Annotated in this window: 28 protein-coding genes and 1 pseudogene; 9 read left to right on the plus strand and 20 right to left on the minus strand. The window is 69.1% G+C overall.

Going from position 1 to position 25,229, the window contains the following annotated elements; genetic code table 11:
- Window positions 1-121: 121 nt before the first annotated feature.
- From ACN268_RS10290 to ACN268_RS10305, 4 genes are all read right to left on the minus strand, one after another.
- The gene (locus ACN268_RS10290; RefSeq protein WP_421482946.1) at window positions 122-535 is read right to left on the minus strand and encodes an Imm1 family immunity protein; all 414 of its coding nucleotides are present in this window, start codon (window positions 533-535) and stop codon (window positions 122-124) included.
- Window positions 532-1,020, minus strand: coding sequence for a DddA-like double-stranded DNA deaminase toxin (locus tag ACN268_RS10295; RefSeq protein ID WP_421486851.1), 489 nt, complete (start codon window positions 1,018-1,020; stop codon window positions 532-534). Before ACN268_RS10295 ends, ACN268_RS10290 begins: the two co-directional genes overlap by 4 nt.
- Window positions 1,021-1,112: 92 nt before the next feature.
- Complete coding sequence (locus ACN268_RS10300; RefSeq protein ID WP_421482947.1) at window positions 1,113-1,328, minus strand: DUF6244 family protein; 216 nt, start codon at window positions 1,326-1,328, stop codon at window positions 1,113-1,115.
- A 1,188-nt stretch (window positions 1,329-2,516) separates the two neighbouring features.
- A complete protein-coding gene (locus ACN268_RS10305) occupies window positions 2,517-3,692 on the minus strand; it encodes a hypothetical protein (RefSeq protein WP_421482948.1) in 1,176 nt (391 codons plus the stop codon).
- Between the two features lie 381 nt (window positions 3,693-4,073).
- Between ACN268_RS10305 and ACN268_RS10310 the strand changes: the two genes are divergently transcribed.
- Entirely contained in the window at window positions 4,074-4,373 is a 300-nt protein-coding gene (locus ACN268_RS10310) for an NIPSNAP family containing protein (RefSeq protein WP_421482949.1), read from the plus strand.
- Here ACN268_RS10310 and ACN268_RS10315 read toward each other — a convergent pair.
- Window positions 4,368-5,012: pseudogene (locus tag ACN268_RS10315) on the minus strand (WD40 repeat domain-containing protein); the annotation flags it as partial. The gene ACN268_RS10310 and the pseudogene ACN268_RS10315 sit on opposite strands and share 6 nt — an antisense overlap.
- 39 nt (window positions 5,013-5,051) lie before the next feature.
- Between ACN268_RS10315 and ACN268_RS10320 the strand changes: the two are divergent.
- Both ACN268_RS10320 and ACN268_RS10325 read left to right on the plus strand, forming a co-directional pair.
- On the plus strand, window positions 5,052-5,423 hold the full coding sequence (locus tag ACN268_RS10320) for a DddA-like double-stranded DNA deaminase toxin (protein ID WP_421482950.1): 372 nt from the start codon (window positions 5,052-5,054) through the stop codon (window positions 5,421-5,423).
- 76 nt (window positions 5,424-5,499) lie between these two features.
- Window positions 5,500-5,910, plus strand: coding sequence for an Imm1 family immunity protein (locus ACN268_RS10325; protein WP_421482951.1), 411 nt, complete (start codon window positions 5,500-5,502; stop codon window positions 5,908-5,910).
- 55 nt (window positions 5,911-5,965) lie between these two features.
- On the opposite strand, the gene ACN268_RS10330 is transcribed toward ACN268_RS10325, so the two are convergent.
- Window positions 5,966-6,526: a hypothetical protein gene (locus ACN268_RS10330; RefSeq protein WP_421482952.1), complete on the minus strand. Its 561-nt coding sequence runs from the start codon at window positions 6,524-6,526 to the stop codon at window positions 5,966-5,968.
- Between the two features lie 349 nt (window positions 6,527-6,875).
- Here ACN268_RS10330 and ACN268_RS10335 point away from each other — a divergent pair, with 349 nt between their 5' ends.
- The 4 genes from ACN268_RS10335 to ACN268_RS10350 all read left to right on the plus strand — a co-directional run bounded on the left by ACN268_RS10335 (window position 6,876) and on the right by ACN268_RS10350 (window position 12,016).
- The gene (locus ACN268_RS10335) at window positions 6,876-7,418 is read left to right on the plus strand and encodes an excalibur calcium-binding domain-containing protein (protein ID WP_421482954.1); all 543 of its coding nucleotides are present in this window, start codon (window positions 6,876-6,878) and stop codon (window positions 7,416-7,418) included.
- A 1,273-nt stretch (window positions 7,419-8,691) separates the two neighbouring features.
- On the plus strand, window positions 8,692-9,408 hold the full coding sequence (locus tag ACN268_RS10340) for a hypothetical protein (protein ID WP_421482956.1): 717 nt from the start codon (window positions 8,692-8,694) through the stop codon (window positions 9,406-9,408).
- Window positions 9,409-9,616: 208 nt separating this feature from the next.
- On the plus strand, window positions 9,617-11,293 hold the full coding sequence (locus ACN268_RS10345; protein WP_421482957.1) for an HsdM family class I SAM-dependent methyltransferase: 1,677 nt from the start codon (window positions 9,617-9,619) through the stop codon (window positions 11,291-11,293).
- Window positions 11,294-11,296: 3 nt separating this feature from the next.
- The gene (locus ACN268_RS10350) at window positions 11,297-12,016 is read left to right on the plus strand and encodes a PaeR7I family type II restriction endonuclease (protein ID WP_145920672.1); all 720 of its coding nucleotides are present in this window, start codon (window positions 11,297-11,299) and stop codon (window positions 12,014-12,016) included.
- A gap of 213 nt (window positions 12,017-12,229) precedes the next feature.
- Here ACN268_RS10350 and ACN268_RS10355 read toward each other — a convergent pair whose 3' ends face one another.
- The 14 genes from ACN268_RS10355 to ACN268_RS10420 all read right to left on the minus strand — a co-directional run bounded on the left by ACN268_RS10355 (window position 12,230) and on the right by ACN268_RS10420 (window position 23,022).
- On the minus strand, window positions 12,230-12,400 hold the full coding sequence (locus ACN268_RS10355; protein ID WP_421482958.1) for a hypothetical protein: 171 nt from the start codon (window positions 12,398-12,400) through the stop codon (window positions 12,230-12,232).
- A gap of 69 nt (window positions 12,401-12,469) precedes the next feature.
- On the minus strand, window positions 12,470-12,700 hold the full coding sequence (locus ACN268_RS10360) for a hypothetical protein (RefSeq protein ID WP_145920673.1): 231 nt from the start codon (window positions 12,698-12,700) through the stop codon (window positions 12,470-12,472).
- A 215-nt stretch (window positions 12,701-12,915) separates the two neighbouring features.
- Window positions 12,916-14,145 carry a hypothetical protein gene (locus tag ACN268_RS10365; RefSeq protein ID WP_421482959.1) on the minus strand — a complete coding sequence of 410 codons (1,230 nt, stop codon included), beginning with the start codon at window positions 14,143-14,145 and terminating at the stop codon, window positions 12,916-12,918.
- Between the two features lie 417 nt (window positions 14,146-14,562).
- Complete coding sequence (locus tag ACN268_RS10370; protein WP_421482960.1) at window positions 14,563-15,015, minus strand: hypothetical protein; 453 nt, start codon at window positions 15,013-15,015, stop codon at window positions 14,563-14,565.
- 42 nt (window positions 15,016-15,057) lie between these two features.
- Entirely contained in the window at window positions 15,058-16,035 is a 978-nt protein-coding gene (locus ACN268_RS10375; protein ID WP_421482961.1) for a DUF4192 domain-containing protein, read from the minus strand.
- A 262-nt stretch (window positions 16,036-16,297) separates the two neighbouring features.
- The gene (locus ACN268_RS10380) at window positions 16,298-17,587 is read right to left on the minus strand and encodes a hypothetical protein (protein WP_421482962.1); all 1,290 of its coding nucleotides are present in this window, start codon (window positions 17,585-17,587) and stop codon (window positions 16,298-16,300) included.
- On the minus strand, window positions 17,584-18,285 hold the full coding sequence (locus tag ACN268_RS10385; protein ID WP_421482963.1) for a diguanylate cyclase domain-containing protein: 702 nt from the start codon (window positions 18,283-18,285) through the stop codon (window positions 17,584-17,586). The genes ACN268_RS10380 and ACN268_RS10385 overlap by 4 nt, the downstream gene beginning before the upstream one ends.
- A gap of 146 nt (window positions 18,286-18,431) precedes the next feature.
- The gene (locus ACN268_RS10390) at window positions 18,432-18,815 is read right to left on the minus strand and encodes a hypothetical protein (protein WP_421482965.1); all 384 of its coding nucleotides are present in this window, start codon (window positions 18,813-18,815) and stop codon (window positions 18,432-18,434) included.
- Window positions 18,808-19,227: a hypothetical protein gene (locus tag ACN268_RS10395; RefSeq protein ID WP_421482966.1), complete on the minus strand. Its 420-nt coding sequence runs from the start codon at window positions 19,225-19,227 to the stop codon at window positions 18,808-18,810. Before ACN268_RS10395 ends, ACN268_RS10390 begins: the two co-directional genes overlap by 8 nt.
- Before the next feature lie 67 nt (window positions 19,228-19,294).
- Complete coding sequence (locus ACN268_RS10400; protein WP_421482968.1) at window positions 19,295-19,819, minus strand: hypothetical protein; 525 nt, start codon at window positions 19,817-19,819, stop codon at window positions 19,295-19,297.
- 281 nt (window positions 19,820-20,100) lie between these two features.
- A complete protein-coding gene (locus tag ACN268_RS10405) occupies window positions 20,101-20,562 on the minus strand; it encodes a hypothetical protein (protein WP_363790310.1) in 462 nt (153 codons plus the stop codon).
- Between the two features lie 438 nt (window positions 20,563-21,000).
- The gene (locus ACN268_RS10410; RefSeq protein ID WP_421482969.1) at window positions 21,001-21,843 is read right to left on the minus strand and encodes a TRM11 family SAM-dependent methyltransferase; all 843 of its coding nucleotides are present in this window, start codon (window positions 21,841-21,843) and stop codon (window positions 21,001-21,003) included.
- A complete protein-coding gene (locus tag ACN268_RS10415; RefSeq protein ID WP_421482970.1) occupies window positions 21,836-22,342 on the minus strand; it encodes a hypothetical protein in 507 nt (168 codons plus the stop codon). Before ACN268_RS10415 ends, ACN268_RS10410 begins: the two co-directional genes overlap by 8 nt.
- A gap of 242 nt (window positions 22,343-22,584) precedes the next feature.
- Window positions 22,585-23,022, minus strand: coding sequence for a MarR family winged helix-turn-helix transcriptional regulator (locus ACN268_RS10420; RefSeq protein WP_421482971.1), 438 nt, complete (start codon window positions 23,020-23,022; stop codon window positions 22,585-22,587).
- A gap of 85 nt (window positions 23,023-23,107) precedes the next feature.
- Here ACN268_RS10420 and ACN268_RS10425 point away from each other — a divergent pair, with 85 nt between their 5' ends.
- A complete protein-coding gene (locus ACN268_RS10425) occupies window positions 23,108-24,052 on the plus strand; it encodes an NAD-dependent epimerase/dehydratase family protein (RefSeq protein ID WP_421482972.1) in 945 nt (314 codons plus the stop codon).
- A 372-nt stretch (window positions 24,053-24,424) separates the two neighbouring features.
- On the plus strand, window positions 24,425-25,168 hold the full coding sequence (locus tag ACN268_RS10430; protein ID WP_421482974.1) for a hypothetical protein: 744 nt from the start codon (window positions 24,425-24,427) through the stop codon (window positions 25,166-25,168).
- Window positions 25,169-25,229 lie beyond the last annotated feature (61 nt).

Below are 25,229 nucleotides of genomic sequence, written 5' to 3' on the forward strand. Positions count from 1 at the left end.
CCACTACGGTGTGGCCGACCTCATCGACACAATAGGCCAACAGCAGAGTCCTCCCAGCTCGAACGTCACCAGAGAGGGAAGCAGGACGGCAAGCGAGGAGGCTACTGTTATGCGCGGGCGATCAGTCTGCGGTAGTCAGGCGGGGTGGCTCGCCGCCGGTCCTGAGGAAGGCGACCGCCAGTTGGATGGCCGTCTCTGGCCGTAGTTGCAGGTGCTCGGCCGGGTATTCCGTGGGTACTCCGCCGAAGTCGAATCGGAGCCCTGCGGCCGGGGTTTCTGCGGTGGGGTCGGTGAGGTAGCCGCCGTCGTCAGCGATGTGCACCGCGAAGGCATGGGTGGGGTGGCCGAGGCCGATCTGGATGCCGGGTGGCAGGTCGTCGGGGTCGACGGCGGTGTCGCTGAAGATGGTCAGCACGACGGGTTCGCCGGCCTGTTGGATCTCGCGCAGGAGCGCCTCCAAGGCGTCCGGGTCGCTGAGTTCGACCTCGTGGTTGTCGCGCTGGTCGCCCCGGTCGTAGGTCCAGGTCACCTTCATGCGATCGCCTTTCCGTTCCCGGTGTAGGTGCGCCAGTGGCGGACCTGCCCGTCATCGTCGCGTACGTAGACCGCCAGCTGCGTGCCGGCTGGCAGCAGCCGGGAAAGGATCTTCTCGCAGCCGTAGGGGGTGTAGTCGCAGGGTGGGTTGTTCGTCACCACCGTTGCCTCCGTGAGGTGGTCGCGGCGCATCCGGGCGGCGAGTTTGGCCTCCAGGTGGTCGGTCGTGGTGACGATGAGCTGGTAGGCCGGCTTGAGGTCGGCGGCGGCAGCCGGATCACGGCCCGACCTCATGGGTATCCACTCACCGCCGACGAACGCCATACCGGACGTCGGGTCCTTTACTCGCCGTCGCGGCAGACTGCGGGCGGCTTCCGCCAACCCTTCGGGCGACAGCCCCGTGGGAGCCTGCGGTTCCGTTGCGCTCTCGGACGTGTCACGTATGGCGGGCGGTCGGCCGCTGTCGCTACCGCCGCCCGGGATCAGTTTCCCAGCTCACCAACCTGCCGAGCCTGCGCCAACGCCGCCTCGACGTGCTGCCCGGCTTCGATCCTGCGAGCCCGTAGGGTCGTCAGGAGCTACAGCACGTGTTGCAACCGCGCCAGCGTGGGACCGGGTTGTCCCCCCTGCAACGCCGCCGCGAGCAGACGTCGCGTGGCGTCGACCGCAGACCCCGCCGCAGAGACATGGCCGTCGAGAGCGGTCAGCGCAGCCAGGACCGGTGTGAGCGCGGCGATCGTCTCCTGCGGCGATGAACTGCTGCGGCACAACCCCCAACGACCGCGACGCTTCACCCAGCACCCCGTCCACCTGCGCCAGGCGAGAGCGGGCCTGCGCGAGGGTTTCCCGAACGCGAGCCAAGCCCACCGCGATGCCGGCGAAGCCGGGAAGCCACCGACCGGGCGCTGATCTGCTCGATCGCCTGGTCGACAGCCGCAGTCTCCTGCTGCGCCCGGTCCACACCCGCCGCCATCGCCTGCACGTCGGCACCAATGGTGTCGGTCAGCGACATCACGCCACCCTCCGGCCCGGGGTTAGGGAGAACCGTGGCAGCGTAAAGACGGGTACCGGCACAGCACAACCTAATCGATCATGGCCCTCGCATGGCGGCTCTGCGGCGGCATCAGGCCACTCCATGTGCGGTCGTCGCATCGATTGCTCCGGTCGGGTACGCTTCTTGCGTACCGCCACACGGCGGACCCAGGCCTAATTCGAACTAATGACGCCTGGTGCTAGATCCTTTTCACCGGCATCTAACTCGGCAAGCCAAAGACGAATAAAGACGATTCAAGATCACGACCAACCCACCCTGGTTGGTCACTCTGAGAACCCCGCTCTGCCGGTAGCGCGGACTCAGCGAAAACCAGTCATGTCATTTGCGACTGGTCGAGCTGAGCCGTGCTGCGCACCCTCACTCGGCCGTAGTGGGAGGAGAAGCCGTGGGACTCACGTATCTTGAGCCGTGCGTCGGCGCCGGCCCGTGGCTCGTGATCGCCGTCGCCGTGCCAGCCGCAGGAAGAATCATCATCACCGCCTTGGCCCTTCGTGGCACCAACCCGAAGGACAGGCCCAACATCATCAAGGCTCTAGCCGAGCTGCTCCGGGGGCGTTGGCGAGGATCAGCCCCGCCTCACAACTGAGGACTCCTACCGGAACGGGCTATTCGCTAGAGGTCATCGACTCTCCTGATTGATCGAAGGTGACTTGAATGGTTATTCATGTTTGACTACCTGCGTGGGGGCCGGGGGCGCGGCTGTCGATCGACTGCGGTAGCGCGAGCACCGTAGCCGTGTTGGCCTGGCCTAATGGTCGGGCATCGATGTTGCCGTTCGACGGTCTGCCGTACCTGCCCAGTGGCTTGTTCCTGGCCGAGGGTGGGCAGGTATGGACGAGGCGGCGGGCGTGGCAGGCCGCCGAGACACAGCCGCTCAGATCTGTCGAGACGTGTACGACACGGACGTCATGGCGGAAGGCAGGGTCGGTCAGAGCAACCCGACGCGGCCGGCGAAGTCGCGTATGCCTGGCAGGCTCTGGCTGTTGCGGGAGAGCAGGTCGGTGGTGAGCTGTTGTGCCCAGGGCCGGAACCGGACTTCCTGTGGGGTGTCACGTTCGGCTGCCAGCAGAGCCTGGAATGTGGCCTGTGGGCGTCCGCGGCCGTGCAGTGCCAGGGCGGTGTCTTCCCAGTACCGGGCACGGCGTTCCGGCGAGATAATCCGGGTCGGGTCGACCAGCCGCGCGTAGTCGACGGCGCTGCCGTAGTCGCCGAGTACCCGTGACACGCTGATCTTGTAGACGGCGAGGTCGAGCATGTTGAAGTGGTCGGATCTGGTGGCGCCGGCTCGGCGGACGGCGTCTTCGGCCTCACTGAGGAAGGTCCAGGCGCTGTCGCGGTCGTCGCGTATCGCGGCGGTGTAGGAGGCTGCGGCCAGGAGCTGCCCATACAGTGAGCTGTGGGCTGGATCGGACAGGCCAGTGTCGGCCTGCAGCGCTCGGGCGGTGTCGAGCATGAGCTTCTGCGTGCCGTCGCGGTGCTGGGTGCGGCGCATGACGGTGGCGGCGAGCCTGCCCGCTTCAGCTAGCACCATCGGGTCGTCGCCACTGCGGGCGGCCTGCACCGCACGATCGGCGGTGGCCCAGGCCATGCCGTTGTCGTGCAGCTTGATCAGCAGCTGGGTGGCCACGTTGTACGCCTGAGCCAGGCGGTTGGCCGCCCGCGACGCCTCGTTGACAGCGGCGGTGTCGTGGCCGGCGATGGCCTGCGACAGCAGCCGGGGCAGGCGGCGGGCGAGCTGGCTGTAGCGGGTGGCCCGGAAGTCGGCGCGGGCGGCGGACAGCTGGGCGGCGAGCTGATTGCCCGGAATCGGTGCGACGCTGACCCGGCGGAACAGCACGTCCTCGACGGTGTCGGCCATGCCGTGCGCGGCGGTGGCCCGGTCGAGAGGCAGAGCCATCGTTGCCGTCACCGCGGCGGCGGTCGTCACGATCAGCTCGCGTCGTCGCATCGGGTCACCATCCTCATCGACATCAGCGCCCAGGCTAACGGCGCTGGTGTCGATGGTCGATCGCGACAGCCCGAACAGGTGCGCCGGGATGGCGAACACTTCGGCGAGGCGACGCAGGTCGCGCACGTCCCAGTGGCGGTTGCGCTTGGTTTCCATCCGACTCAGCGTCGAGGCGGAGAATCCGGCCAAGGCGGCGGCCTCTTCCAGGTATCGGCCGTGCCCACCTCATCGAGAGTGCCGCCGTCATAGACGAACATCATGCCCTCGGTGCGGCCCGGCCGAGTCAGGATGCCTCCTTGAATTTCATCGAGGGTAGGTACGGACGCGGAAGCTACTGGTGCCCGCGAGTGGCAGTGCCACGTCGACCGAGGCCGTCGAGGACTTGCCGTCACGAGCACGGCGTCACCGACCTCCTCGCCGGACTGCCGAGGTTCCGCCACCTCGACGCCGCCACCGGATCGACCGTCACCCCCAGCGGATCGATGGTTTGGTTATGGTCGGCGACGGAGGGTTCGCACGGCTATGTGGGGTGGTGTTGTGGCGAGAACGGTACAGATCCGTATCTACACCGTCCGGGCGGGGCTGCTGGACGAGTGGGTGGACAAGTGGCAGCGCCTGGTTGTGCCGCTGCGGCTCGATCTCGGTTTCGGTATCCACGGTTCCTGGAAGGACGCCGCGCGCAGTCAGCACATCTGGGTGATCTCCCATGACGGGCCCGAGTCGTTCGAGGAGGCCAATGCCGCTTACTGGGCTTCGGATCGCCGTAAGACGCTGGGGCTGGAGCCGGGCGACTATCTGGTGGATGAGGAAACCCGTGAGGTAGAGCAGACGCTATGAGTTCCCGCCGCCCGGGAGCAGGTGGGTTCGCCGTTCGTCGTCGGTGAGTGCACGGAACACGCGGGTGCGGGCTCGGGTGGTCAGCTCGTCCGGGTCAATGGAGTCGGCCCATACGCGGGCGGTGCCGTCGGCCGAACCGGTAGCGACGTGTCGTGCGTCGGGTAGCCATGCCAGGCTGGTTACGCCGTCGCGGTGGACACCGATCACCTCGCCCTGGTTGTGGTCGACCTCCCAGACCTGAGCGGTACGGTCGTCGCAGCGGGAGGCCAACCGTTGGCCGTCCGGTGCCCAGGCCACCGCACGGACCCGTTTCTCATCGCCGCTGATCACCAGTGGCCGGTCGGTGCCGATGAGATCCCAGACGCGGATCGTCCAGTCGGCAGAGCAGGTGGCGAGCCAGTGCCCGTCCGGTGCCCAACTGAGTCCGTCGACGTAGTTTGGGTGCCCAGAGTGGATGGTGCTGTCACCGGGTTGTTCGACGTCCCAGACACGCACGGTTCGGTCGTCGGAGCCCGAGGCAAGATAACGACCGCTCGGTGACCACGCCAGGACGCTAACCCAGTCGGCGTGGCCACGCAGCACGCCTGCCGAACTGCGCGTGTGGATGTCCCACACCCGCACGGAGTTGTCCTTGCAGCCGAGGCGCGGGCAGCCGGTGACGCGGGAAAATGACCGCGGGTGGCGACGTACCCGGGCAGGGATCGTCGTCACCCCAGCCACCCGTACACGTCGAAGCAACCGGTCGGAGTCTGCCGGTTCGCAAGAAGCGGACGGACCCGACCGCTGGGGTATTCAACGGCGAAACCATTGTCAGCCGGGACGATGACGCCTCTGTCGCGGACCTGCACCCGTTTCGCCGGCGGCGGGTGGCCACGCGTCCTGGTCAGCCACGTCGAGAGCCACGTCGCGGCGCGGATGCGTCGCGACGAACTCGACGAAGGTGAGTTGGTGCTGAACAAGACCACATGTGGGACTCGGGATTTCGATCGGGACTGGCCGCTGACCTGCGACAAACTCCTCCCCCGGTCCTGCCCGCCGGTGCCCGCCTGACTGTCTGGGCGACGCAGGACGGCGGACGAACCTGGTGGACCACGACCTACACAGGCACGGGTGAGAGGGTCAGGTCATGACGTACCGCGTGGTGTTCGACATCTGCAAGCAGGAGCTACCTGACGCGGAGGCCACCCGGGTGTTCCTCGACAAACAGACGCTGATGATCGGACCGCACGGCACCCGGGCGCACGCGTTCTGGTTCGCGCCGAGCGGGGCTGACGACGTCCTGCGCCTCGACATCGACTTTGACAACGCAAGGGCAGCGCTGCGCTGGCTGCCCGATGGCGGTCACGCGGTGGAACAGCCGCTGGCCGAACCGATTGTGGTTCTGGAGTCGTCTGACTCCCCTCTGGTCACCATCCCCGCCGAGTTGGCGGTGCTGTCGGTGGAAACCGCCCACCGGGCAGTCATTGAGTACATCGCGACCGGTCAACGCCCATCGCTCGTCCGATGGGCAGAGCACACGGCATCGCCTGAGAAGTAGGGCTGCTGAGGTTGGGAGATGGTCGTGAAGCGGCAGCTGCCGTTTCCGCACACCGTCACTTCACGTTCAAGTCGACGATGACTCCCTGGTCGGCGCAGGCCGACTGCAACCCCGACAGGTGCGTTCCCAGCGGACCCATGAATGCCAGTCCCGCCATCCCGCTGTCGTCGTCCAGCCCCTGCATCTGCCATGCCACGTCCACGATCGCCGTTCCGTGCTCGCGTAGCTTCTCGTACCGTGAGTCCTCGAAGATCGCCCGTGCCTTCCGGTATTCGGCTTCGGTCATCTTCTTGTCGACGGTGGTGTCACCGCCGGTGGTCTTGGGGCTGCCGTCCATCTTCTTCCCGGCGGCCATCGCCTTGCACGCGGCCACCCCTGAGTCCTCGCGGATGAACTGGTCGTACACGGCGTAACCGCCGAAGCCGAGGACGACGAACACGGCCAGGGCGACGGTCGCGGCAAGGAGGATCGGATTCCCCGTCTTCCCCGCCGACACGGGGGCCCAGGCGGTGGTGGTCCCGGCGTCCGGGTAGTCGTGCTGCTGCCCGTCGGGGCTGACCCACTGCTGCTGCGGGCTGGTGTCCTGCGGGCTGCCGGGGTACTGCGGCATGGTCACGATGACTCCTTGGTCGGATACACGGTTGATGCTGGCCGGTCGGGTCGGCCCGATGGGAGCGATGTCGGCTTGGTGACAGAGAGTGTGGCCAGCTGAGGGATGCGGCTCCACTGGTCGGGCCCGGCATGCACCAACCCGCACCCGGAGGCGAAACCGAAAAGCCACGCCATCCCGCCAGTTTTCTGTGGCTCGATGCCGCAAGCGCAAAGATTGCCAAGCTTTCGGGTAGGGGCCCGTAGGTGGTGCGGCAGATCCCGCTGCCGCCGCCGAACCCGCAGTCGCCTACTCGACAGACGCCCGCCTGAAAGGACCATCCCGCGGCCTGGCTCACCGCCAGCACACTCGGCCGGTGACGAAAGCACTCACGGCCAAACAAACCATCGGCATCACTCTCGCCGGACTATTCGGCGTGTGCTGCTGCGGCAGCGGCCTTGCCGGCGCATTCGGCGACAACAATGACACGAAGCCCGCATCGGCACCGACGGCGTCCGCAACGGTGCAGGCGCGGAAACTCGGCGATGCACTTGCCACCGTCACCCCCGCCCCCGACGACACGCCAACCCCCACTCCGAGCCCCACCCCGAAGAAGAGCAGCAAGCCGAAACCTGCCCTGTACTACAAGAACTGCGACGCGGTCAGGGCAGCCGGTGACGCCCCGTTGTTCGAGGGCGAGCCCGGCTACCGGCCCGGGTTGGACCGCGACGGCGACGGGGAGGCATGCGAGCCGGGCGGCGGCAACGGCGACCTGGGCGGCTACGACGACACCAACGGCGACGTGTACTACGCCAACTGCACGGCGGTACGGGCGGCGGGCGCGGCCCCGATCCGGCGCGGTGAACCCGGGTACTCGCGGAAACTGGACCGGGACGGCGATGGGATCGCCTGTGAGTAGCGCCGTCGGTGTGCCGGCTGGGAGGGAACCACCGTCACCTGACCCCGACCGGCCGGCCGCCGCGTCAGGGGATGGGGGGCGTGGGCTTGTCACGGCGATGCATCCCGGGCTCGGGCCCGCTGTATGCCGGGGCCGGTGTCAGTCGCCGGTTGCCTCTCGGGCAGCCCGGTGGGCGGCGATGGCGGCCTGTCGGCGGGCGCTGGCTTCCGCGATGGCCTGGGCGACCCGGTCGGGTCGGCGCAGCGGATTGTGGGGCAGCCGAGGCATGGCTGCCGGGTGGACGCTGCGGACACCGTGCGCCACCGTCCGGGTGGGGTCGTCCCCGATCGCCTGCAGGGGGGTCGGTCCGCTCGGGGTGTCGAGGGTGGAATCGGGGTCGGCGTCGCGTGTGCGCGCTACAGCGGGGTCCGTACGGACGACGGTGACTTCTTCCTGGGTTGTCTCGCTCCTCGTGGTTCCTCCTGGTTCCTCTGTCACCCGTTTTCCGGGGGACGTGGGGACGGTTTCCGGGGGACGTGAGGACGCATTTCGGGGGACGTCGTGCCCGGTTTCCGGGGGACGTGGCCGATCGGGCTCCCCGGTGTCGTCCCCCGTTTCCTGGGGGACGTGAGGGGTGTCGAGGTGCAGGCGGTACCGGGCGGTGTGGGTGCCGTCGCGCCGCAGGGACGCCTTCCGGTCGGTGCTGATCGCTCCTGCGGCGGCCAGGGGGCCGATGGCTCGTTCGACGGCTTTGATGTCGGCGCGGGTGAGCGGTCCGTTCCTGCCTCGGCCGAGGGCGTACTCGGCGAGGGCGTGGTGGCCCCGACCGAACCAGGGGCGTGCGTCGTCGTCTCTGGATACGGCGGCCATGTAGGCGAGTAGTTGCATCGAGGTGGCAGGTACCTTGCCGGCGTACAGGGCGTACGCGGTGAGGACGTTGCTGGCACCCACAGAAGCGACTCCTGATCTGTCGTGCGGACAGGACGGGCACTGCGCCGGGTGGCGGAAAGCACGCCCGGCTCGGTGGTCAGGGGTCATGCGCTATTACTGGCGCGCGGTTCATGTCTCCCGCATGAATGCCGATGCCACGCTCTGGATGCACATTGCACATTGCACATTGCGTGCGTCTTGGCCTACTGGTTTCGCCCGGGCCGCACGGAGGGCTGATCGCCCAGGCCGGATCGGATGCGGGCTGGCATATCGCCGGTCAGTGGTCCCGGGCAGTCGGACCATCTGTCCTACAGAGACGGCGGTCGCACTGGATGAAGTGCTTGGCCACGTGTTACATCGGCCATTGGCGGAGTTCGACGCGGCGGGCACGTACGCGGTGTTCCACTACGACGACGAGACCGCCGGCGAGGCGATCGAGGACCTCGATCCCGGAGAACTCGTGGCCGACGTCAACGGCAGGTCAGGCGACCTCGGCGGTGACCGGCTCCATCCCGACCGCTGGGTGCCGGACCTGGCCAGGTCGGCGTTCGTCGCCACGCAGGTGCGGCCCTCCGCGCTCCAGCCGCTGATCACCGCCACGACCGACGACGACCGGGCCGTGGTGTGGGGCAGGGACATCGGCCAGGCGCTGAAGGCCGGCTCGCTGAGTCTCGACGAGCTCACCCCCGACGGCTACCGGCAGTATCCCCATCTGCTCCTGCGGCCACGGACGGACGGCTCGCTGCTGGACGCGATGCGCGCGGCGACGTGGACGATGAGCGCTCCCGACGACCTGTGCGACATCGGTGCCAGCCTCGTGCGGCACGGGTACGTCACGTCCGAGGTGAGTGTGGTCGACACCCGCTGGGAACCGACCCTGGACCAGATCGGCGACGACGCGTTACGACGACACCTGCACGGGCTGTGCCTCGACGCCCGCTGGGCGCGGATCGCCGGCGCGCACTTCCTCGGCCCCGGTGAATGCCCAGGTCCCCAGATGTGGATACTGCCGTCGCCGGTGGCGAATACGATCGTGCGGTCGTGCGATGCCCAGGCGACCCACCTCACCGGTGTGCCCTGACTACCGATCACGTGCCGGGTTTCGCTGGTTGTCACGTCCCACCCGGACGATCTGGTCATTCCCTCACTTCGCTCCGTCACCATGTCGAGCTTGGCGAGCTCGGGGGACGACACGTATGGCCTCCGCGTCGATGTCAGCCCCTCTGGGTAACCTGTGATCATCGCTCGTTACGAGCCAAAGTGATGAATCGGGCAAACAGAGGGTGACGGTGAGCGCAGTCGAGCAGGTGTTTCTGGAGCGCGACGCGGTCTTTCCAGTGAGTTACGGCGAGGTGTTCACCAGGCGATGGGTCGTCGATGTGCTGCTCGACCTGACGGGCTACACGGTTGATCGCGACCTCGGCGTCCTCTACCTCATCGAACCGTCCTGTGGTTCGGGGGCATTTCTCGGGTCCGCCGTCGAGCGTCTGATCGCCTCCGCGAGCTCCCACGGGCGAGACCTGGCGACGCTGGCTGATGCGATCCGTGCCTATGACCTCCAGCCCGAGCACGTTCGTGCGTCGCGGGCTCTATGCCGGGATCTCCTCGTTGCCGCAGGCGCAGCACAGCCGACCGCGACGTCGCTGGCCGCGACCTGGGTCCGGCGCGCTGACTTCCTGCTCGACGATGTAGGGGACCGCAAGGCTGATGTCGCGATCGGCAACCCGCCCTACATCCGCTACGACGACCTCGACGACGTGACCGCCGCCGCGTACCGCCGGACCTGGTCCACGATGCGCGGCCGTGGGGACATCTACGTCGGCTTCATCGAACGCTGCCTCGCCATGCTCAAGCCAGAGGGCCGCCTCGGCTTCATCTGCGCCGACAGGTGGATGCGCAACCAGTACGGTGCTGCGTTGCGTGAGCTCGTCGCGGCGCGCTACTCGGTCGAGCACATCTGGACGATGCACGACGCCGATGCGTTCGAGGCCCAGGTGTCCGCCTACCCGGCGATCACCGTCCTCGCGAACAGGCCGCAGGGCCCTGCGGTCGTCGCGGACACCACCGCGGACTTCGGAGCGGCGCAGGCGTTCGCGCTCGCGAAGGCCGCCTCGGACAGTTGGTTTCATGACTTTCTCGACGTCGGTGTCAAGGCGCACCGACTGCCGCACTGGTTCGACAGCGGTTCCTTGTGGCCGACCGGATCCCCGGCCAGACTCGCCCTGATCGAGCTACTCAACGACCGGTTCGGCCCGCTCCATGACCCGGATACCGGCACCAGGGTGTCTATCGGGATCGCGACCGGCGCGGACAAGGCGTACGTCACCAAGGATCGCGATGCCGTCGAGCGGGATCGGATGCTCCCGCTCTCGATGCGGCAGGACCTGAGGACCGGCTCGTTCGTGTGGCAGGGCAACTACCTGGTGAACCCGTGGGACACCGACGGCCGGCTGGTCGATCTCGCCGACTACCCTCGGATGGCCGCGTACCTCAGAAAGCACCCGGGCCTGAAGGACCGTTTCGTCGCCAAGAAGGCACCGGGCTCCTGGTACCGGACCATCGACAAGGTGAACCCTGCGGTCACGGGCAGGCCGAAGCTGCTGATCCAGGACATGAAGACCAGCATCCATCCCGTCCTGGAAAAAGGTGGCTATTACCCGCACCACAACCTCTACTACGTCGTCTCCGACGCCTGGGATATGGAGGTGCTCGGAGGGTTGCTGCTCTCCCGGGTCGCGCAGGCGTTCATCGAGGCCTACTGCGTGCGGATGCGCGGGGGAACCCTCCGGTTCCAGGCGCAGTACCTCAAGCAGATCCGCGTGCCGGCACCCGACGCGATCCCCGGTGATATCGCCGACGCGCTCCGTGACGCGTTCCGCAGGCGGGACGTCCTTGCGGCCACGGAGGCCGCGGCCAGGGCCTACGACATCGACCTCTCCAGCTACGAGCTCACCGAAGGACTCTGACCCATGGCCCGTGATGTGCAGCCGCTGCTAGAGAATTGGTGGAAGGCGAAGAACGCCGCCGTCGCCAAGCTCGCCGCCGACGGAAAGTCGAACACCGGGGCCCAGGCCCGGAACGCCAGGCACATGCAGAGCATCGCAGCGTTCGTCCAACAGATGTTCATCGACGCAGGGCTCCCCGAGCACGAGGTGACTATCGACAGCGTCGTCCCCGGCTACTTCCGCCGGTCGAAAAATTGGGACGTCGTGGCGATGCACAAAGGCCACCTAGTGGGCGTCGTCGAGCTGAAGTCGCAGGCGTCGAGCCCGGGCAACAACGCGAACAACCGCATCGAGGAGGCCATCGGCAGCGCCGTCGACGCCAAGACCGTCCAAGAGATGACCAAGGCCTTCGGTACGCTCGGGGTCTGGTCCGCCTGGTGCATCACGTTCAACCGCGACTGCGAGACCGGCGTGCCGATCAAGCCCGTTCCACCAAGGCAGCTACGCGTGCCGGCGATCGACCCCGCGTTCCAGCACATGACCTATGCGACCCAGTACGCCACCGCCATCGAGCGGTTCATCTCGCAGAAGGTCTACGACGCCGGCTGGATGGTCGTCACCTGGGTCAATGCCGACCAGACCGTCGGATACGACGAACCGATCCCGACGGCCACTGCAGAAACCTTATGGACGCAGATCGAGGCTCGCGTCAGGTTCGCCAAGCAGGCTCTGCGTAACGCTTAAAGACCGGCGAGTTGGCTCTCACCGTGCCGGTCAGGGCTGCCGACGACACCCGTTGTTCGAGCGGGAAGCTACCAACCAGAACGGCGACAGGGAAGGCAGGCGAGCCGGGCGGCTACACCGAGTAAAGGTCTGACTTTCAGCCGAGTCGGCGATGCGACCACCATCTTCGCCTTGGAATAGCCGCCTGGTCGCGACGGTGCCGCACCGCCTGGGTCAGCGCGCCGACTGCCCCTTCGAGCGCGGTATCGGCGGCCTGCCGGCCGTCGGCTGCGGCTGCTGCCGGTACAGGTTGTCCGCCGCGTACGCGGACATCGCCACCATCCCGACGACGCCGAGGTCTGCCGCAGCGGTGGTGATGGAACGCTTCCACCACTCGAAGGCCATCACCGCGCCGTGCGAGACCCGAGCTGTGCCGGCCGGCGTGATACTCGAGGAGGGCACCCCCGAGCGCGGTCAACCGCGCTGCCACGAGTTCCACTGCGGGTGATGCGTCGCCATCGCCAATCGGAGATCGATCACAGCGGCGATCAGCTCGGCCGCCACCGTCTCGATCTTCTCGTCCGTGGCGGCCCGGTCGGCCCTGCCTTGCTGCCGTCGGCTGGCTCGCTGATTCCACCGGATACCGGCCAGCGTGAGTACCCCGCCGACGAACGGACCAACAAACAGCGTGAGAACCTCTTGCATAGCGTCGACTCTGGCGCATCCGCGTCGGCGCTACCCCGCCAGAAGTACGGAGATCACAGACCCCCGTTGTCTGCTACTCCCCCATGGTCCACGCCACCAGGCAACTCATCCTCGCCTCGCTCGGATAGACGGCAGCACCGTCATCCGCAGGACGCCGCCGCCAACGACCTGCTGCTGACGGTGCAGCCGGGGTGGATGCCGGCGGACCGTCGAGGTCAGGCCACAGGAGCGTCGAGGTAGGCAAGCATCGCCTCCTGGCTGCGCGGCAGGCCGTAGTCGCCGACGAGCGACGCGAAGTTGCCGAATGACACGCCGTCGATCAGCCACGCCCCGGGCGAATGGGCCAGGACCTCGACGAGCCGCCGTTGCCGGGATGCCAACGCAGCCCGGGGCACCCCGGCGGGCAGCCGTCCGCTGGGGAAGGCCAGGCGCAGCGCCTCGGCCGCCACCGGCAACGCCTGTTCACCGGCGGCGACGGACAGCCGGTCGAGCAGCGCGTCGAGTGCCTGATCGGTGTGCCGGGGGCCGAGCAGGCGCAGGGACATCCCCGCGTACCCGTTGAGGTCGCCGTCGAGGAAAGGCACCTCGGCCCCGCCGGTGGACGGCCGGTTGTCCGGCTCGGCGGCGGCGGTCCAGGCGAGCAGTTCGTCGACCGTCGCCTCGTCGGCGTCGACGCCGAGCACCCGGGCCCGGCCGATCGCGGCGGCCCAGCGGATCACCGGCCGCGGATCGGCCAGCAGGGCGGCGTCGGGCGCGGCGCCGAGCAACCCGGCCGCCACCAGGGCGGTCGCCGCCTCACCCTCGTGCACCTCCCTTGCGGCCTCGGCTGCCGCGACGAGCGCGGGGATGCTGCCGGCCGCGTCCTGCGGGAACCAGGCAAGCGCGTACGCCGCGCCGACGCGCAACCCCGGGTCGGCGTCGGTGAGCAGGTCACGGAAAAGGGGCACGCCGGCCCGCACCGCGTCGTAGACGGTCAGCTCGACGTACGCCCACAGCCGCTGCTGGTCCGCCTCGTCGAGCGACTCGACGTACGTGTACTCGACGTACTCCTTGCGGGTCTCGTCGTCGCCGTGCCACGGGGGCGGTTTGGCGGCGAGTAGTTCCCGCCCGCCGTCGGCCGCCCGACGCAGCTCCACCACCGGGACGCCCTGCGGTAGCCACCTCGCGTCGTGGCCCACCGCAAGCACCGTCACCAGGTACAGCACCAGTTCCCGGTCGGGGGTGGCCGGGTCGGCGAGCAGCTCCAGCAGGAACGGCACGGCGTAAGCCGACGCATCGTAGCGGGTGCCCTGGTGGAAGATGCTGGCGTAGAGCGCACCGAAGGCAGTGTGGCGCTCTTCCTCGTCGGGCGAGCGCAGGGCGCGGAGCAGGCCGGGCACGTCACCGGCCGAGCCGTAGGCGTGACCGAGCCGTACCCAGTCGATGTCGTCGATCCCGTCGAACACGCGCCCATCCTCGCGCACCACACCGACGATCCCGCCGGACGGGTTGGCACAGGGCAGCGGCGACCCGGCCGCCTGACTCGGGCCCGTGCTGCCCCGCGCGACCAGGACAGCGTGCGGGGCGGCGAACATCTTGTCGGCGGTGCCCTCACGCTGCGCCTGCAGGGTCTCGGGCAGCTGGTCCAGGCCCGTAGAACGCCGGACACCGGCGGTCCAGGCCGAGGGATGCCTCGACGTGATCTGCCTACGCGGCAGCCAGCCGACCCCCGGAGCCCTCGGAATCGGCCTGGACGAAAACCTGCATGGGGCTGCCGGCTCAGCATCGCGCCCCAAGCCGGGGGTGACCGACGAGGGGCGCGATGACCACGTTGTTGAAGCGGATGGGGTGACGCGGCGGCCGTGAGCCCTGTCAGGTGGCTGCTATGGCCTCGGGTGGGAGGCGCGTTCTTCGGCGGCGGCGATGACTTTGTCGCGGCGGGCTGGGGTGAGGGCGGCGAGGAGGTCGACGTACTGCTGTTCCTGCGCGGTGATCGGTTCGGCGAACGCCTCCCGGTAGGCCTGTCGGGCTGCTTCGTGGGTGGCTTCGATGGGACTGTGCCGGTCGTAGGGCAGGGCGAGGTCGCGCAGCTGCTGCGCTGCGGTGATGGGGTCGGTGGACAGGGTGGTGTCGTGGATGCGGAAGGTGGCCGGGAGGTCGGCGGCGGTGATCGCGGTGAGCAGGCACAGGTTGGCTTGGATGTGGTGGGCGAAGGCCTCGTTGCGGTGGGGCGTTTCGCTGCGGGCACGTACTGCGGCGAGGCCTGCCTGCCAGTCCAGGCGGGTCTCTTCGGCCCGTTTGGCGAGGGCGAGCAGCATGCTGCGGGTGGGGTCCACGGGTGTTCTCCTGTCGTGTGGGTTGTGCCGGGAGGGGTTGGGTTATGCCTGGTCGAAGGTGGAGGGGGGCAGTCCGGCCTGGAGGGTTTGCAGGAGCAGGTCGGCGAGTTCGTAGTTGGGGTTGATCTGGAGGGCGCGTTCGACGGCGATGTGGGCCAGGGCGCCGTTGCCGTTGCGCCAGGCGGTGAGGGCCAGGACGGTGGCGGGTGCCGGGACGAGGGGTTCGTCGGCGCGGCGGACGGCGTCGACCCAGAAGGTGATGTGGTGCTCCTCCGGTTCGGTGAGGTCCACGGCGGCGTCCCGTACCGGGGTTTGCGTCAGGAGCAGGGTGAGCCACGCCATGTCGGTGTCGGGGAGTCGTTCGCCGTCGTCGTGCTGGCGTAGGGCGTAGCGGATGGCGTCCGTGCCGGCCTGCTCGAGGACGTTGTTCCCGGCGGCGAGCAGGGTGATGAGGCGGGGGGCTGCTTCGACGGTGGCGAGGTGCATGGCGTCGCGGGCGGTGCCGGTGACGGGGGTGATGCGGGCGGCCAGGGCTGCCCGGTTCGGGAGGGCGACCTGCCCGGCGGCGGTTGCCTGCACGGCGACGAGGCTGGTGGTGGGGTCGAAGAGGGTTCCCTCGGGTGGGCAGCAGGTGGGGTCGCCGCAGGTGAGGCTGGTGATTCGGGTGCCGGTGACGCACAGCAGGTGGCGGACGGTGATCCCGCTGGCGGTGAACGCCTCGTCGTAGAGGTGTAGTGCAGGGTCGATGCGGTCGACGGGTCCGTAGCCGATGATCACGGTGTCGGTGATGTGGTGCTGCCGGTGGATGACCGCTGCCAGGTGGGCGGCGTGGTCGAGGAACTCCTGTGCTGCGGCGTCGGTGGCGGGAAGGTCCCCGCGGGCGGCGAAGACGATGCGGTGTTCCCGCATGGCGATGACGACGGCGCTGCCGTCGTCGGGGTGGAAGCCGAGCAGGTACGGCACTGCGGTGGCCAGATCGCTGGAGGAACGGACGGTGAGTTTCTTGTCGGGGAACGACATGGTGCTGTCCTTGTCTGTGTTGGTGGGAGAAGCCGCAGCCGGGGAGAGCGGGGTTGCCCCTGGCGCTGCGGTGGTGCAGGTCGGGCCGGGACGCGTTCGGCGGTGTCACCAGGTGCGGTGACACCGCCGTACGGCGCGGGATGAGGCGAGGCCGGCAGCGGCTCACCGGGGGTGGGCTGCCGTGTCGAGGGGCCCGTGGTGTGGGTAGCCGACAGGGGTGCTATCCCCCGGGTTGGGCCCTCTGGTGCCGCGTGCGGTGCTGTCAGCCCTGGTCGGTGGACGGTTCGGTGCCGGGGGTGCGGTCGCCGAGGACGCGGACGGTGGTGCTGAGCTTGATCGGGAGGTCCTTGTCGCCCTTGAGGAAGGGTTGGATGTCGACCGGGCGGCGCAGGCTTCGGCCGGGGCCGTACGCCTGTTGACGTTCGTGGCCGGAGACCCAGAACCGGTGGTCGGGTTTGGCCCGGGTACGCAGGCCGGCGGGTGCGGAGGGCTCTGGTGGGGTGGTGGGGTGCGGTGCGATCCGCACGATCCGCACGTCGGGGGCCGGTCGCCGTTGGCGTTGGTAGGCCCTGGTGGTGCCCTTGGGGAGTTTCGCCGCGACGGTGTCGGTCAGCTGTTGGTGGATCAGCAGCCAGGTGGTGATGAGCGGGCCGAGGGGGTGGTGTCCGTCGAGGGTGGCGCGGCGGGTGAGGTGTTCGGTGTGGACGGGGGCCAGCCAGCCGATCTCGTGGCGTAGTGCGGGCATCAGGTCGTCGTCGAGGGCGGTGCCGATGCTGCGGTAGCCGGTGAGTTGCCAGCCGTCGCGGTGGGGTGTCCAGGACGCGGCAGCGAGGTGGCCGGTGGTGCCGATGGGGGTGGGCCAGGTGATGAGGCCGGCGGGTGAGGCGACGAGGTCGTCGGTGACGGTCGCCGGTGGCTGTGTGGTGGTGACGTCGGTGATGTGGTCGGTGAAGTCCTGGTTGATCCAGTAGAGGGGGGCGAGGTCGAGTTGGTCGGCGAGGGTGCGGCGGTGGCCGGGCTCGTGCAGGGGTGCGGGGAGGTGGTCGGGGCCGCGCAGGAGCCGGGTGAGCCGGTCGCGGATCTTGGGGAGCATGTCGGCGGTGATCCGGGCCGGCGGCCAGTCGGTGGCGGTCAGCAGCGTCCGGTGTTCCCTGCCGAGCAGGAGGCACCGGTGCAGGGTGCGCAGGATGAGGTACTCGTCGCTGTGGGGTGGCCACTGCATGCGGGCGGCGCAGTGCGCGGTGAGGGCGTCGACGTCGTCGGATTCGATGTGGTGGGCGCACCGGTAGCAGACGTGCCACTGGTCGTTGTAGGTCTCGACCGCGCCCGCAGCGGCGATCTGGATGAGACCGGTGTGGTAGTTCCATACCGGTGGCGCGCCGGTGCAGGTGTGGCAGCGGTCGAACGCGTCCGGCAGTTGGCGGGCGTCGACGGGGACGACGGCGTGCCGGCCCTCGGCGACAGGATGCCGGTACACGGTGCGGCCCTCGTGTGTGGACTCGGTCAGCACCAGGTGGCAGGTGGCGCAGGCGGTGCGGGAGGTGAGGTTCATTCGACGCTCCCGGACCGGTCGCGGCGCAGGTCACGGGGGCGTGGTCCCCGGCGGTGTCCCTGCTCGGGCATGACCATGCCGGGCGTGTAGAGCAGGTGCCGGTCGCCGCCGTGGTGTTTGGCCTGGTACATGGCGGTGTCCGCCCGGTGCAGCGGCCCGTCCTCCAGCCGGTCGGTGCTGGCCGTGATCGTCATGCCGACGCTGGCGGTGACGGTCACCGTGACCGGGCCGTTGTCGGCCTGGATCGTGACCGGTGCGGCGATCGCCGTGGTGATCTGGTCGGCGAGGTCGTCGAGGCGGTGGTGGCGCAGGGGCAGGATGGCGGCGAACTCGTCGCCGGACAGGCGGGCGGCGGTGCCGTCGGCGGCGTCGGCGAGGTGTCCGAGCCGGTCGGCGACCTTCATGAGCAGGTCGTCGCCGGCGTCGTGGCCGTGGGCGTCGTTGACCTCCTTGAACCGGTCGAGGTCGAGGAGGATGACGATGAGCGGTCGCGGTGGGCCGGCTGCGACGGCGGTGTGGGCGGTGCGCAGGCCGATGCGGTTGAGCAGACCGGTGAGCGGGTCGTGGGTCAGCTGCCAGGCCGCGTCGGCCAGTTCGGCGCGTAGCCGGCCGACGGTCCGCCGGGTGGCCAGGTAGCCGGCAGCGGTCCCGAGGGTGACGGCCACGGGGATGGCGATCATGAGGAGTGTGGTGGGCACGGGTTCCTCCCGTCATGGGAAGGACCCGGGACGTACTCCGTGGGCAGGTGGAGTGTCCCGGGTCCTGAACGACGACGGCCCGCCTGTTGGCGGGCCGTATTTTTCGGTGGCCGCCGCAGTGGGGCCGGCGTGGTGAGGTCGAACGATCAGTCGGGCTCGGGGAGGGAGCCGTCGAGGCTCCAGGTGGCGCCGACGTGGGCCGGCCAGCGACCGCAGTGGCCGCCGTCGCCGGGATGCGCTGGCCGGTAGGGGTCGTCGGTGCGTGCGCGCCGGCCGATGAGCCGGTCGGGTCTGGCGGGGCTGCCCGCCGGCCGGGTGGCGTGGCGTTCGGAGCGCAGGGTGACCAGGTCGACGTGGGAGGCGTAGGGCACGTAGACGCCGTGCAGGACGGTGCCGCCGAGCCGGTCGCAGCACGGCACCGACACCGGGTACCAGCCGCTACGTTCGACGGCGACGAGGTGACCGCAGTTCAGCCGCAGGTCGAACACCCGCACCGGGTGCGTCACCTCACCGTTCGGCTGCTCACGCACGACGGTCCCGCCGCAGCTGCTGCTCGACGCCGGCCGCGGTGAGCGGAGCACCGGTGAGCCGGGTCGGGGTGTCGATGGTTTTCCAGCCGACGAACTCGCACGCCAGCCAGGTGGTGTCACCGCGGGCGGTGACCGCGACGACGTCTCCGGTGGACAGCGATCGCAGCCGCAGCAGCCGGTAGGTGCAGGCGATGAGGAAGTCGGCTTCACCGTGCGGTGCCGCCCGGTTGGCTTCCAGGGTGTCGAGGTCGACGTTGAACAGTGTGTAGATCCGGTCGGCGGTGTGCTGCGGGGTGGCGGTGTCGGGCAGATGCCGCCAGTGGGAGATGACCTGGGTGAGGGTGTGGCCCGGCTGGTAGGGCAGGAAACGACTGTCGGTGTTGTGGTAGACGGCGATGACGTGCAGCGTCATGGCAGGACTCCGTTGCGGGTTCAGGGGTGCGATGCCGGGCCGGCGGGGGTGCCGGTGTCGTCCGGTCTCAGCGGGGGCGGTCCGGTCGGGCACGCAGGATCTGTTCGGGCAGCACCAGCGCGGCGGGCTGACCGGTGATGGGGTTGATGATCGGCTGGTAGTCGGTGGCCCAGAGCAGGTGCCACCGCTCGGCGGGGGCTGCCGCCCGGCTGCCGGTGGGGTCACCGTGGGAGGTGACGCCGAGGTCGGCCAGGTGCGCGGCGGGGTCGCTGGCGCGGTGGTGGGGTAACCGGCCGGCCAGCATCGGGCAGCTGCGGGCGGAGTAGTCGGCGCAGACGGGGTGCATACCCGGTTCGGGGCTGACGAGCAGCTTCAGGTCGCTGTCGCGCATCGCGAAGACGATCCGTGCAGGGTCGAGTGGACCGCCGCAGGTCTGGCAGAGTCGATCGCGCAATGCGCGGCGGTGCCGGTGGTAGTCGACGGCACCGAAGCGGTACCGGCCGTCGGGCATGCGTACCGTGATCCACGGCACCGCGAGGCCACCCACCAGTGGGCGGGACGCCAGGAGCGCCGGAACGTCGGGCGTGATCATGCCGGCACCGTCGGGAGGGACCCGGGATCGGCGGCCGTAGGGCACGTCCGGTGGATCGACCGTCGCCGGCAGCTGCCGGTGTCCGGGTCTGGGTATGAGTGGTTGGCCGAGGTGGCCTGTAGCGGGCCGCAGGGGTGTGGCATCGGATTCCTCCGCAGGGGTGGGAGTCCGGGCACGACGGTCGGCCGTGCCCGGACGTGCGCGGGTTAGCGCGGTCGGCCAGGCACGGCCGGTGGAACAACAGGGAACGGCGTGACCGGTCCCGGGGCTGCGCCGGGGTGTTACGCAGTCGTGGTCCGCAGCACCGTGTGGGCGTCCTTGAGGTGGCCGGCGAGGGCCTCACCGATCACGCCCGCCGTGTTCAGACGTGCGGTCAGTGCCTGCACGGTGGTGGCGGGCATCCGGGCGAGGCCGCGGAAGCTGCGGTTGTCGGCTTGCCGGGCGGTGTGCTGGATGATCTGGGTGAGGTGGGCCTGGATGAGGTTGAGACCACACAGCAGCCGCCCCAACTCGGTCGTGTCGTGAGTTGCGGCGGCGTACGTCATGGTCTCCCCGAGGTGCTCGAGGGCCATGAGAATCACGTGCGTGGCGGTGACGGTCGTGGCCGGCCCAAAAGGCGCTTCCCCGCCGAACAGGTCGGCGAGCTGACCGATAACGGTGCTGTTGTCGTCGGTCAGACGCGGTGCGTCGGGCAGGGCGGCGAACCAGTCGATGTCGTCCAGGTACCAGGTGTGCTGGAGCATGTCGTCCTCCGTAGGGCAGCACGAAACGGCGAGCACCGGGCGGTGAACGCCTGACCATGGGTGGAAAACGCTGCTCGCGATCTACAACGCGAGAGGTGCAGCGTGATATGAGCGCCAGATCCGAAACCAACAACGGCGGCCGACCGAACAGGGTGGGCGCGATGCCGTCGCGGAAGGCATCAGATCAGTGGCACGGAAAGTAGGGAGAGTCCCCAGGTTAGGTTCCATCGACGGCAGCCAGGCGACGTGTCAGGTTCGGTTGTCTGTCAGCGCCTGACAGCCCGCAGGCAGCAGCAGTACCCGTCCGCCGCAGACCCCTGCGGCACCCAGCCTGCCGTAGCGCGACCACCAGCAGCCCTGGCGGGGCGGACGGCGGTTCACACCGCCACCCGCCCCGGATCAGTTCTCCCACCGGCACGGGCTCAGGAATCGCTCGCGTCAACTGCGGCGCAGGACCAACACGTCCTCATGCGCCACCAGGTGCACCGGGATGCCCTCGTCCCTGGCCCGCCGCACGGCCAGCAGCCCGAACATGTTCGCCCGGTGCACGATCCGCCCGTCCCGCACGGCGGCGAGCATCGCCGCACACCGCTGCACCGGCAGCAGACCCACCGACCGGGCCACCGCGAGCAACTCCCCCGGCAGGTCAATCAGATCGTCCCGCTGACGTCGCACCGGCCGACACGAGATCACCACGAACCCACCCGGACGCAACACCTGGCAGCTGGCTGCCAGGATCGCGGCGAACCCGTCGAACAGCCGCGACCAACCGCCGTAGGCGAGGTTGCCAGCCTCCCGATCCCCGTACAGGTGGTGGCGCTTGCGGACCCCGTTGCTGGTGAACCGCACGAGCCCGTGGGTTCCCCGCCCGTACGGCGGGGAGGTCAGCACCAAGGCCACCCGCCCGACCACCGATGCCGGCACCAGATCCAGCAGACCCGTCGCGTCACCGGTGAAGACCTGCCCGCTACCCGCCGCGCCCTGCGACGCCGCGAGCGCCACATTCGCGGCCGCCAACGCGGTGAACCGGGGCTCGACGTCTATCCCGATCCCCTGCCGGCCCAGATGCATGGCCTCGACCATCGTGGTCCCGGACCCGCACATCGGGTCGAACACCAGATCCCCCGCCGCGGTGTAGGCACCGATCGCGTGCGCGGCCAGATGCGGCAGCATCTTCCCGGGGTGGCTGGATGTCGCCGACACGTACCGACCCCGCCGCTGATCCCGCGCCGGCTGCTGACACGTCAACCACACCGACGTCACCGGCATCGGCTCAACCATCGACCATCCCGGCCGACGTCGCGCTGCGGGTGAGGATCAGCACGTCGGTGTGGATGTCGAGCAGACCCTGGTGGCCGCGTCGCGGCGGCTGGTCGGCCGCCACCACATGCTGCAGGTACGCCAGCCCGGCCTGCCTGGCGGCGACGACCACGTCAACCGGCACGATCACGTCCCCGTGCGGCAACAGCACCGCCACACACCCACCCGGCACGAGGTTGGCCCGGCACCGTTGGAAGAAGCCGACCGGGGACGCTGCGGTGGCCGGCCATCCGGTGACGATCAACGCGGCAGGCTCACGACCCCACCCCACGTGCCGGCCCGCATGCAGGTGGCTGCGTCGTCGGGCGGCGATGACCGCACGCGCCAACTGCGGGCCGGCCGTCAGATCGATGACCAGTCCCGACGGGTGAGTGAGGTTGTGGACCAGCCGTACCCCCATCGCGTCGGACATGGTCTCGCCCGCCCGGGGCGCGGGAACCGGCCAAACGGTGATCGGCACCGGCGGATCACCGGGCACCACGTCCCCGACGGGCATCGGCGCGCGGTGTGAATCTCTGTCGGCCATAGGCACGATGGCCCCCGGACCGGCGGACGTACTGACAACCCTCAGTGCGCCACTGTCAGGCTGATCGAACCCGCCCCTGGCCTGACAGAAACTGGCAACCCGCCCCCGGGCGGCCCCGTGGGGTCGACTGATACACGTGGACGGAGTGTGGTCAGCAATCACCCTCGGGGAGCGGCTCAGTCCTCCACGAGTGTCCGCAGCGTCCGGCGGAGCTGATCTGACCGCCCTGGGCCGATTCTGGCCAGAAACGTGCTCTCGGCCTTCCCGTACGCGGCCTGCGCGGCGTCGTAGGTCTGCAATCCCCGTTCGGTGAGTTGGACGACGTTCCTGCGGCGATCCGCGGGGTCGGGTCGTCGCGTGACGATGCCCTTGCGTTCGAGCACGTCCAGCAACGCCACCATCGTGGTGCGGTCGATGCCGAGAGTCTGCGCCACCTGCAACTGCGACGCCGGTTCGCGGTGAGCCAGGACCCGAATCGCCCCGAAATCCTTGCTGTCAATCCCCAACGGCTCGAGCGCGGCGTCCGTCGACGCCGCGAGCTTCAGGGCCGCGTGCTTGAGGAGGTACCCCAGGACCTCGTGCGGGTCAGCGCTGGTGCTCGGCTCACTGGACATGGCCCCCATCTTAGGCCTAGCCTGATCGTCAGTAGCACTGATCGTCTGCGTTAATGACGATCAGGCTTTCGCGAAAGGTGTCATCATGATCCTCGTCACCGGAGGGGCCGGCTTCATCGGCACCCACACCGTCCGCGCCCTCGCCGAGGCCGGAGAGGAGTGCGTCCTGCTTCAGCGCCGCGCGCCGCAGGTTCCCCCGCATCTCGCAGATCTGCCCATCCACGTCGTCCAGGGCGACGTCGCCGATCTCGAAGCCCTGCTCGCCGTTGGCCGGCAGTACCCGATCACCGGGATCGTGCACCTCGCCGTCGCCCTGCCCTGGCCGGTGACCGACAGCGACCCGATCGAGGCCACGGGAGCAGCCCTGGATGCGTTCCTCAACATCGTTCGCGCAGCGCAGGCCTGGGGAGTCCCCCGTGTCGTGACCGCGAGCACCATCGGCGTCTACGGCTTCACCTCCCACGGCGCATTGACCGAGGATGTGCCGATTCCCTTCAGGCACTTCCACGCCATCCCGACGTTCAAGAAGATCACCGAGCTGCTCGCCGCCCACCTCTCGGACGTGACCGAGGTGGCGATCGTCAACGCACGAATCTCTGGGACCTGGGGTCCCGGCGGACACCTGCCCGACCCGTTCTTCCCTGCCCCGTCCCTGGCCCACGCCGCAGCCCGGCGCGACGAACCTGACCTGTCGGGACTCATCGCGCCGCCGCACGCCGAGGACGCCCTCGACCTGCTCTACGTCAAGGACACCGGTCGCGCGCTCGCGTTGCTGCAGCTCGCGCCGGAGCTGCAGCACTCCACGTACAACATCGCCTCCGGTCGTGCCACGAGCAATGCCGACGTCATCACTGCGATCCGATCCGTCGAGCCCGGGTTCCGGTGCGAACTGCCCTCGGGCGGAGATCGACCGGTGAGCTGGCTCGACATCGCACGCCTGCGTGAGGACACCGGGTTCGATCCCCGGTACGACACCGCCGCCGCCGCTGCGGACTACATCGCCTGGCTGCGCGCGGGAAACCAGCGCTGAGCCCAGCCCACCTCTCAGCAAACATCAGGCTTCTTCGATCATGGCCGTGCCGGAGACGACCACCCGTCGTCTCCGGCGGGGACCTCGACGCCCTTCGAGCCTCCGCATCTCGGGTGCATTCTCGCCGATTGGGCGAGCCTCGACAGTCGGCAGCAGGTGGCCGGGGCGCGCAGGGACTTCGTCCGCCGGTTGGCCGTGTGTCGTGCCGAGCAGCGAACCTGTCATGGGCTGACAGGTCCTGTCGCGGTCTGACAAACCGGGTCCGGTGTCAGGTCCTGCTGACCCAATCGGTGGTCTCGGTTCCCGCAGTCAGCGAGGGACCATCTGTCGAGGGGCATCTGCATGACTGCGACGAGCCGTTCCCGTGGTGCCGTGACGGCGCTGACCACCGCCGAGTCGGCGTTCGCGTTGTTGACCTGTGAGCCCGCACCGTTGGTGTTCGATGCCCGTCCGGTGCCGGGCCTGCCGGATGTGCTGCTGCCGCTGACCGAGTTGCGGGTGTTGCTACGGTGCGAGCGTTTCGACAGCGACACCACCGACGGGTTGTGGCGGCAACTGGCGCAGCATGCCCGCGAATTGGGTCCGGCGTGGGTGGTGGGAGCGATCGGTGTCGCATTGCCCGCGTTGACGCATCTCGCGGCGAAGATCAGTCGTGGTCGGACCCGGCATTCCGACGATGTGGACTCCGAGGTCCTGGCCGGTTTCCTGCAGGCGCTGCGTACGGCGGACCTTGCCGCGCCCCGGTTGTGGCTACGGCTGTGCTGGGCGGCGTGGCGGGCGGGTGCCTCAGTCGTCAGGGCCGATGAGGGTGAGGAGTTGCCGGCGGATCCGTCTTGCGGGTCGCGGCTGCCGCGGATGCCGTACGGGCATCCGGACCTGCTGCTCGGTCGGGCAGCTGCTGCCGGTCTGATCACCGGGGAGGCAGCCGAGTTGATCAGCGTGACCCGGTTCGGTGACGCGTTGATCGAGCAGTTGGCGGTGGAGCGGGGGGTGACAGCGGCGGCGCTGCGGATGCGTAGGCGGCGAGCCGAACGGGTGGTGGCCGCTGCCGTCATCCGAGGCGATCTGTCCAGCGGGGTCTGTATGTCCGGTCGCCGTGCAGTCGTCGCGGTCTGACCCGCATGGTCGGTGCCCCGGCAATATGCGGGGCAGCGGCCGGAATGCTGGAGTGATCATC

Origin of the sequence: Micromonospora sp. WMMD735, assembly GCF_049178995.1 — a bacterium.
Taxonomy (GTDB): domain Bacteria; phylum Actinomycetota; class Actinomycetes; order Mycobacteriales; family Micromonosporaceae; genus Micromonospora; species Micromonospora wenchangensis.

What these genes read in the sequence shown, in the direction of transcription:
- ACN268_RS10425 (WP_421482972.1), top strand. Translation starts at nt 23,108, where the DNA reads ATGATCCTCGTCACCGGAGGGGCCGGCTTCATCGGCACCCACACCGTC.
- ACN268_RS10290 (WP_421482946.1), bottom strand. Translation starts at nt 535, where the DNA reads ATGAAGGTGACCTGGACCTACGACCGGGGCGACCAGCGCGACAACCAC.
- ACN268_RS10410 (WP_421482969.1), bottom strand. Translation starts at nt 21,843, where the DNA reads ATGGTTGAGCCGATGCCGGTGACGTCGGTGTGGTTGACGTGTCAGCAG.
- ACN268_RS10395 (WP_421482966.1), bottom strand. Translation starts at nt 19,227, where the DNA reads ATGACGCTGCACGTCATCGCCGTCTACCACAACACCGACAGTCGTTTC.
- ACN268_RS10375 (WP_421482961.1), bottom strand. Translation starts at nt 16,035, where the DNA reads ATGTCGTTCCCCGACAAGAAACTCACCGTCCGTTCCTCCAGCGATCTG.
- ACN268_RS10350 (WP_145920672.1), top strand. Translation starts at nt 11,297, where the DNA reads ATGGCCCGTGATGTGCAGCCGCTGCTAGAGAATTGGTGGAAGGCGAAG.
- ACN268_RS10360 (WP_145920673.1), bottom strand. Translation starts at nt 12,700, where the DNA reads ATGCAAGAGGTTCTCACGCTGTTTGTTGGTCCGTTCGTCGGCGGGGTA.
- ACN268_RS10405 (WP_363790310.1), bottom strand. Translation starts at nt 20,562, where the DNA reads ATGCTCCAGCACACCTGGTACCTGGACGACATCGACTGGTTCGCCGCC.
- ACN268_RS10400 (WP_421482968.1), bottom strand. Translation starts at nt 19,819, where the DNA reads ATGATCACGCCCGACGTTCCGGCGCTCCTGGCGTCCCGCCCACTGGTG.
- ACN268_RS10355 (WP_421482958.1), bottom strand. Translation starts at nt 12,400, where the DNA reads ATGGCCTTCGAGTGGTGGAAGCGTTCCATCACCACCGCTGCGGCAGAC.
- ACN268_RS10380 (WP_421482962.1), bottom strand. Translation starts at nt 17,587, where the DNA reads ATGAACCTCACCTCCCGCACCGCCTGCGCCACCTGCCACCTGGTGCTG.
- ACN268_RS10420 (WP_421482971.1), bottom strand. Translation starts at nt 23,022, where the DNA reads ATGTCCAGTGAGCCGAGCACCAGCGCTGACCCGCACGAGGTCCTGGGG.
- ACN268_RS10305 (WP_421482948.1), bottom strand. Translation starts at nt 3,692, where the DNA reads ATGGAAACCAAGCGCAACCGCCACTGGGACGTGCGCGACCTGCGTCGC.
- ACN268_RS10325 (WP_421482951.1), top strand. Translation starts at nt 5,500, where the DNA reads ATGACGTACCGCGTGGTGTTCGACATCTGCAAGCAGGAGCTACCTGAC.